5 protein-coding genes are annotated in these 6,674 nt (G+C 69.3%); 1 reads left to right on the plus strand and 4 read right to left on the minus strand.

What is annotated here, in order from left to right; translation table 11 throughout:
• Positions 1-9 precede the first annotated feature (9 nt).
• Together E7Z54_RS06545 and E7Z54_RS06550 are read right to left on the minus strand one after the other, a co-directional pair.
• Entirely contained in the window at positions 10-825 is an 816-nt protein-coding gene (locus E7Z54_RS06545) for an MBL fold metallo-hydrolase (RefSeq protein WP_136432194.1), read from the minus strand.
• 61 nt (positions 826-886) lie between these two features.
• Positions 887-2,833: a hypothetical protein gene (locus tag E7Z54_RS06550; RefSeq protein ID WP_136432195.1), complete on the minus strand. Its 1,947-nt coding sequence runs from the start codon at positions 2,831-2,833 to the stop codon at positions 887-889.
• Positions 2,834-2,849: 16 nt separating this feature from the next.
• On the opposite strand from E7Z54_RS06550, the gene E7Z54_RS23010 reads away from it, so the two are divergent.
• Positions 2,850-3,005, plus strand: coding sequence for a hypothetical protein (locus tag E7Z54_RS23010; RefSeq protein ID WP_168798200.1), 156 nt, complete (start codon positions 2,850-2,852; stop codon positions 3,003-3,005).
• Positions 3,006-3,450: 445 nt separating this feature from the next.
• On the opposite strand, the gene E7Z54_RS06555 is transcribed toward E7Z54_RS23010, so the two are convergent.
• On the minus strand, positions 3,451-5,010 hold the full coding sequence (locus E7Z54_RS06555) for an ATP-binding protein (RefSeq protein WP_136432196.1): 1,560 nt from the start codon (positions 5,008-5,010) through the stop codon (positions 3,451-3,453).
• On the minus strand, positions 5,010-6,515 hold the full coding sequence (locus E7Z54_RS06560; protein WP_136432197.1) for an SCO6880 family protein: 1,506 nt from the start codon (positions 6,513-6,515) through the stop codon (positions 5,010-5,012). The genes E7Z54_RS06555 and E7Z54_RS06560 overlap by 1 nt, the downstream gene beginning before the upstream one ends.
• Positions 6,516-6,674 lie beyond the last annotated feature (159 nt).

The following is a 6,674-nucleotide window of genomic DNA, read 5'->3' on the forward strand; positions in this document are numbered from 1 at the left end:
TTTCTTCGCCTAGGTCGGGACAGCTGCTTCGAGATCGGCCTGCATGCCGGCGACCATGGCCGTGAACTCTTCATGGCTCGGGGCAGGCGGTGGCGTGGCGTCAGGTGCCGCCTTCAGGACGTCCAGGAACCGGTCGAGCGAGGTGCCACTCGCAGCCGGCAGGTGCGAGGAGAAGATCCGGCTCGGCCTCAGTCGTCGTACGCCGTCGAGGACGTCGGCGAACTTTGCGCGGTCAACCAGCGATGACCACGGCGAATCCATCAACGACCAGGCCAACATGCCGCCGGCGAGTGCGTCCTGCGGCACCTCGGCAGCGTCCTGGGTGGCCTCGGGCAGGAGCGCGCCGAACGAGTCGACTGTGAAAAGGTTGCCGGTCGACTCGTCCAGGAGGCCGATCGACATCGGGTTGTCGAACAGCGGCGGCATCACTGCGCGCAAAGTTCGGTCACCGACGTGCAGGCGGTCGCCGGCCCGGATCGCATGCACCCGGTCCAGTGGTACCGGCCACCACGACGACATCCGGATCGCCGACAGCGCGTGGGTGACGAGCCTGACGTGCGGCGCTGCCTCGAGGATGCGTCGGACACTGCCGGTGTGGTCGGCGTCGTCGTGGGTCAGCCAGAGCCACCGCAGGTTTTTCAGTCCTACGATGGCGTCCACCGCGTCGATGAACTGGTCGCTGTCGTTGCCGATTCCGGTGTCGACCAGCACCGGCTCCTGCGCGTCCAGCAGGAAGGCGTTGATCGTGAGCACACCATCCGGTCCGACCGGTAGTGACACGGGCAGCACGTGGACGTCGGAGTCTGCTTGGTAAACGTCTTCCATCGAAGCCTCCACAGTTTTGTTCTCAACCTTGAGGCGTTCAATCGGGGCCGATCCCGTTCAGTCAGGGTTGAACTACCCAGTGAACGGGATCGGCTTGGTCGGGCTCGTACGCGCAATACAGCCCCGTGCGGATTCTTCGATCCAGCACGTCGCCGGCGTCCGGAACCTCGGCTCTGATGCGGGCGATGGCGGTGCGGAGCGAGCGGGTGACGTTGAGGCGCGCGCGCTCGGCAGCAGAGGATGCGACCCGGCTCCGCCCGGTCAGCCCGAATGCCGCCGCAAGCTGAGCGACGAGCTGGTCGCACTCGTCCTGCAGCAGCACCGCGCGGTCAGAAGCTCCAACGACGAGCGCGTCCTCGATCTCCGAGCGGAGCTGCTCGATGTGGCGCCGATATGAGGCGCGGGCCGTGGAGTCCAGGAACGGGCCGGCATCACCGAGACCGTGGCGGTCGGGCCCGCCCGACGCGACCCCCTCGACCCGGTCGACGAGATCCAAAACATGCCTCTCGACACCAGGCGAGGCGATCAGCTCGGCCAGGTAGCGCAACCCCTTCGTCGCCTGCAGCCGAACCCGCGGGCCGTCACTCGCTGCGACCCACGGGTGCTCGCCGCGCGCCAACGTCGCCGTGACGACGGCCGAACCCCGCGACCTGCGGGCGAACTGCTGGAGCAGCGCCCGGTTTTCGGCCGTGAGGGTGACGTCGAGCCCGGCGAGGAAGCTGGCGGCCTGGCCCGCCTCGACGCGAGCCGCAGCCCGATTGCCCACCTGCTCGTGTAGCCGGACCAGATCGAGGGTCAGCTCCGCCCTCAGGACAGGGAAGCCGGACGGCGGGACCATGTCCACAGCCTGTTCCATCGCGGTGATCGCGGCTGCACTATCGCCCTCACCAGCCAGTAGCCGGGCCCTGACTGCCGACGCGCGCGCCCGCAGGCACGGGACGTCCAGGTCGAGGGCACATTCCTGCATCTCACGGCAGGCGTCCGCCGCCGCGTCACGCAGACCTGCGCGGAGTTCCGCGTCCGCGAGAACGCCCCACAAGGTAGCGGCCCGCAGTCTGTCCGCGCCGACCATCCGCAATCCTCGGCGCGCCGTGGCCGCAGCGAGCTCGAGGTCGCCGCGAGCAAGGTGCAACTGTGCAGCCGGGAGGAGCGCTTGGATGTCGCTGTCCTTGCCCAGCAGGAGCGCCTCGGCCTCCGCGAAGAGTCCCTGTCTGACTCGCAAGTCAGCGAGTGCGATCGCCGGGTGCCAACTCGGCATCGGCATGCAGGACTCGAACTGAGCGACCGATCGACGTAGCAGGGTATCGGCCTCGGTCCAACGACCCAACTCCATCAGCGCAGTGGCCTGCACGCTGTCGCAGTGGCTGCTCAGGAAGACCTGGTTGCCGGGTGCGTCGCCGACCAGGCCGATCCGTCGGAGGTCATCGACCCAGGTCCGTACCCGTTCATAGTCGGCCGCGTAGTAGCAGGCGGTGAAGAACGAGCACACAGCCATGCAGCCTGTGTTGTGGTCGTCGGCCGGCCCGCACCACAGCGCCATCGCCTCATCGAGCGTGTCCATACCGGCCGCGATCTCGCCGGACTGCACACGCGCCAGGCCGAGGTCGGCCAGTGCCTTCGCCTCGAGGTTGACATCCCCGAACTGTCGCGCGCGCCCGAGCGCGAACTCGGCCTTGGCGCGCAGCACGGCGGGGTCGTCCACGTCGCACCCGACACTGGCGACTGCCACCCACCCCTGCTCGACGCAGTCCGGCGCTTCCTCCAGCAGCCGGGAGGCACGTGCGTACCACGTCCTGGCCACGGCCCGGTTCCCGATGAAGCTGTCTACCAGCGACCCCATCCGCGCGCACGCCAGCGCGGCGAGGCGGTGGTGGCCGGCTGCCGTGTACGTGCGGATCGCGGAGGACAGTTCGTCGCGGGCGAGCTGAACCTCGCCGCGGCCGAGGGCCGCGTCGGCACGCTCGATCGCTTCGCCCTCCGCGTTCGGTATCCCGCTGGTGTCAGGCACCACTCTCGGATCATAGGTGCCGACCCTGGTTCTTAGACACGCTGAATCCGGCATCTACGCGGGAGAGAGCGCGATGATCCAGAACCATGAGGTGGCAGCCCAGGTGCTCGACTACGGTTCGTGGGCCCCGACGCTCTCGCGCGCCGATGTCTTCGGCGGCGTCACGCGATGAGTTGAACTGCTCGGCTGCCGTCGGAGTTGATCGGATTCTTGTCGTGACGATGTGCTGACCCCGGCGGTCTGCACCTCTACCGACGAACTGACTACCCGAGCGCGGCCCGTGCACACGCTCGATGCCGACTGACGGCGTGCCGTCGTGGCGGATGAGAACATCTGCACTGTCGGCGGCAACCCGGGTTCTCGACTAGTTGCTGCGTCCGGAAGAGGAACCTCTAACGGGAACACGGCTGATCAGCGGCTGCACCACCGGTCCAGCGTCCCGAAAGACGCGTCCGGAGGTCGTCGCCGGGACTGGGGCGCCTTACGGAACAGGGCCTCACAGATCGGCCCTCCGGCGAGGGCTCGACCATGTTCGTGGCAACCTGAGCGCCCCAACGACACCACGGCCCGGCACATGCTCAGGTTCCCGGCGAAACCGTCAAGATTCACGCGAACTTCTAACTGGCGGCCTCGATGGCCTCGTTGGTGTAGTAGAGCTTCTTCTCCAGCGGGTGGAGCACCGTCTGGACCTTGTAGGTGGCGTCTCCGACGCACCACAGCGCGCGGCCCTTGTCCTGCATCGCCCAGCCCGAGACGAGGTCTTGGGCGATCGGGCCGAAGCCGAGCATTGAGTCGAGCTCGCGCGCGACGCGCGGCTTCTGCCCGCCGAGGATCTTGATGTCGGCCAGCTCGAGGAGGTCCTTGGCGATCATCGCGGCATGTGAGTCGGCATCGCCGACCGAGAGCAGGTCGGAGGGCTTGTGGAGGTTGGCGAACTGGATGTCGCCGCCCTTGCCGGCACCTCCACCGGCGTAGCCGCGCGAGAGCCGCAGGTCGGCGTCGAAGCTCATTACTGCGGAGACGCCGAGGCGCATCTGCTTCCAGACCTCGTCGCGCACGACGATGCGCAGGTCGCCGGGCTCGGCGATCTCGCGCAGCCCGCGGCCCCAGGAGTTCATGCACAGCAGCGCGATGCCAACCGCCTCATCGCCGAGGCCGTCGAGCCGGGAGAGGCTGAACGACTGGATCGGGGCGCGCCAGTCGACCTCGATGTTGGTGAAGTCGTCGAAGAGGCCGGCCAGGGTGCCGGTGACCAGCTCGCCGAGCGCGTTGCGCAGCAGCCGGGTCTCGTCGAGGAACGGGCGGGTGCTCGCGTATTCGCACGCCCGGACGAGCGCTGGCGTGGGGTTGCGCAGCAGGTCCCACAGCCGCGGGATGGTGGTCTCGGTGAGGATCGAGTTGCCGGCGGCGTAGCCGGTGAGGATCGCCAAGGCGTTGCGGACGACGTCGCTCTCGTCGGGCCCGAACGGCACTCGGCGCTGGTCGTCGAGCTTCATGCTGCCGACGAGGCCGCGGATCAGGACCAGCCAGCGCTTGAAGATGATCGTCGTGCGCCGTTGGGCTTCCTCGGCTGAGAGCTTCTCCCAGTCGTGGCCGAGCGGGCCCATGGCCAGCGGGTTGATTCGTGCCCAGAAGCCGGGGGCGATGACGAACGGCTCGACGCCGAGCGCGCGGCACAGCGACTCGTACTCGTCCTTGGGGTCACCCAGGACGAGGGTGCGGTAGCCGAAGGGCATCATCCGGGTGCAGAACGCCTTGGTGGTGCCGGACTTGCCGGTGCCCGGCTTGGCGAACTGGAAGATGTTCGGGTTGGTCGCCGACACGTCGTCGCGCAGCACCCAGCCGAACGGGTCGCAGTAGAACGACCCGCCGGAGAGCTGGTCGACACCCATCTGCGCCCCGGTCGGCGGCAGGGCCGGCGCGGACACGAACGGCCAGAACACCGGTGCCTGGTCACTGGTCATCCGCCAGGCCTGCGCCGGGGCCGTGGCGGGGGCCCAGCCGCGGCCGCGGCGGGCTGCACCGCGGCGCGGGGCGTACTTGAAGATCCGGGGCTCCTTGGCCTCCGGGGCGAGCGGGGGGATCGTGGGCAGGTCGTGGCCGAAGTCGGACAACAGGGCCGCCATGTCCCTGCCTCGATCGGCGCCGCCGCGGTTCCGGCGGGTCGTGGTGGGCATCAGGCGTCTCCGCTCCGGGTCAGGCTCATCCCGACGGGGATGGTCGAGGCGGCGAAACCGACGTCCTGGGCCAGGTCGAGCCGCAGGGGCGCAAACCCGGCGCGGCGGATCGAGGCGTCCAGACGGCGGCCGAACTCGGTGATCCGCAGCGTCTTGGGAACCGTGACCGTGCACACGGCGTAGGGCCGGACCAGCGCGTTGCCGTGGGCCAGCTTGGCGTCCAGGCCGCGGGCCTTGTGGGCCTCGTCGCGCTGCTTGGCACGGGTCTTGCGGCCGAGCTTCTCGTTCATTCCCTCAGCCAGGTCTGCGGCCCACTCGGCGTTGCCGGACTGCCGGTCGGCCTTGGACTGGGACACGATCGGGAAGGCGACGACGAACGAGCGTCGCTCACCGGACTGGCTCGGGGTGAGGATCGGCGCCAGGGCGCCCATCGCCACGCCGCGGGTCGGGAGCTTGATGGTGGCGCTGATCGAGTTCCACGCGTCGTGGCTGTAGTGCCGCACCGTCGCGTCGGCGCCCGAGGGCCCGGCCAGCGCCCAGGGCACGTCGGCGTTCACGCTCGGGTCCTTCTCCCGCATTGCGAGGGCCTCGACGATGCCGGCGCGATCGCCCGGGGCGAACCCGGTCCGGGACGCCAGGGCGAGCTCCGGCGAGGTGAGCCAGCGGACCGACGTCATCCCCATCGGGCCCCGCAGCTGGGCCTCGATCTCGGCCATGAGCAGGTAGAGCTCGCGGCATCGGCCCTCGAAGCCACCGCCGGACTCCTTGGCCGACCGGGCGATCCGGGTCTCCGGGACGACGATTGTCACGAACTGCTCGGTGCGCACCGACGCCTGGGTGAGGCCCACGGCGAGGTCGCTGTTGACGACCTCGGACAGCTGGGGGGCGTTGTCGCGGCGGTGCTTGTTGACCCACAGATCGCGCTCGGCGCCGTCCTCGGGGACGGTGCGGACCATGAACAGGATCTCGTCAATCTTCTCGGTGCGGCCGGCGACGTCGAGCAGCCCGGCCAACGCCTCGCTGTAACGGCTGCGCTCCTCGGTGTCCAACATGGCGATGCCGGGGTGGACGATCGAGGCGGTGACTGCCCAGGTCTTCGTGGCGTCATCGTGGATCACTCCGACCCGTTGCAGCTGGGAGCCGTGCGGCGGGCCGTCGTGGATCTTGATGCCCTGCAGCACCCCGGGAAGGTCGGGGGTGTCGAGGTCCTCGGCGCGTCCCTCGGTGGCCTTGGCACGGAACGAGGTCCAGCCGAGCAGCCCGCCGACGGCGTACATCGTCCAGGCGAACACCGAGCCGGTGGCCGAGCGGCCCCGGACCGGAATGACGGTGATGGCCAGCACGAACAGCCAGACCAGGGCGAACAGGAACGCGGAGGACCACGCTCCGCGGCTGATCGCCCAGAACGCCGGCAGGCTGGCCAGCGCCAGGAACATCAGCTGGCCTCCGGAGAGGCCGAAGAACCAGCCGATGCGGTCGCGCTGGTAGTCGGCGTAGATGGTCATCGTCGGTTTCCTTCCGGGTCACTGCATGTCGATCGGAGCTGCGGGCAGGTCGTGCGGCGCATCGGCTACACCGCCACCGGGGGGATCGCGCCGCCAGCCGCAGCGGCTCCGCCGGCACCTCCGGCCGCTCCCCCACCGCCGCCGCCTGCGGCCGGGGTC

This window comes from Nocardioides sp., from assembly GCF_004803405.1.
GTDB classification, from domain to species: Bacteria; Actinomycetota; Actinomycetes; order Propionibacteriales; family Nocardioidaceae; genus Nocardioides; species Nocardioides vastitatis.

Bases quoted from the DNA above. Each gene is read 5' to 3' on its own strand.
- E7Z54_RS06545 (WP_136432194.1), bottom strand. From the start codon at position 825: ATGGAAGACGTTTACCAAGCAGACTCCGACGTCCACGTGCTGCCCGTG.
- E7Z54_RS06555 (WP_136432196.1), bottom strand. From the start codon at position 5,010: ATGCCCACCACGACCCGCCGGAACCGCGGCGGCGCCGATCGAGGCAGG.
- E7Z54_RS06560 (WP_136432197.1), bottom strand. From the start codon at position 6,515: ATGACCATCTACGCCGACTACCAGCGCGACCGCATCGGCTGGTTCTTC.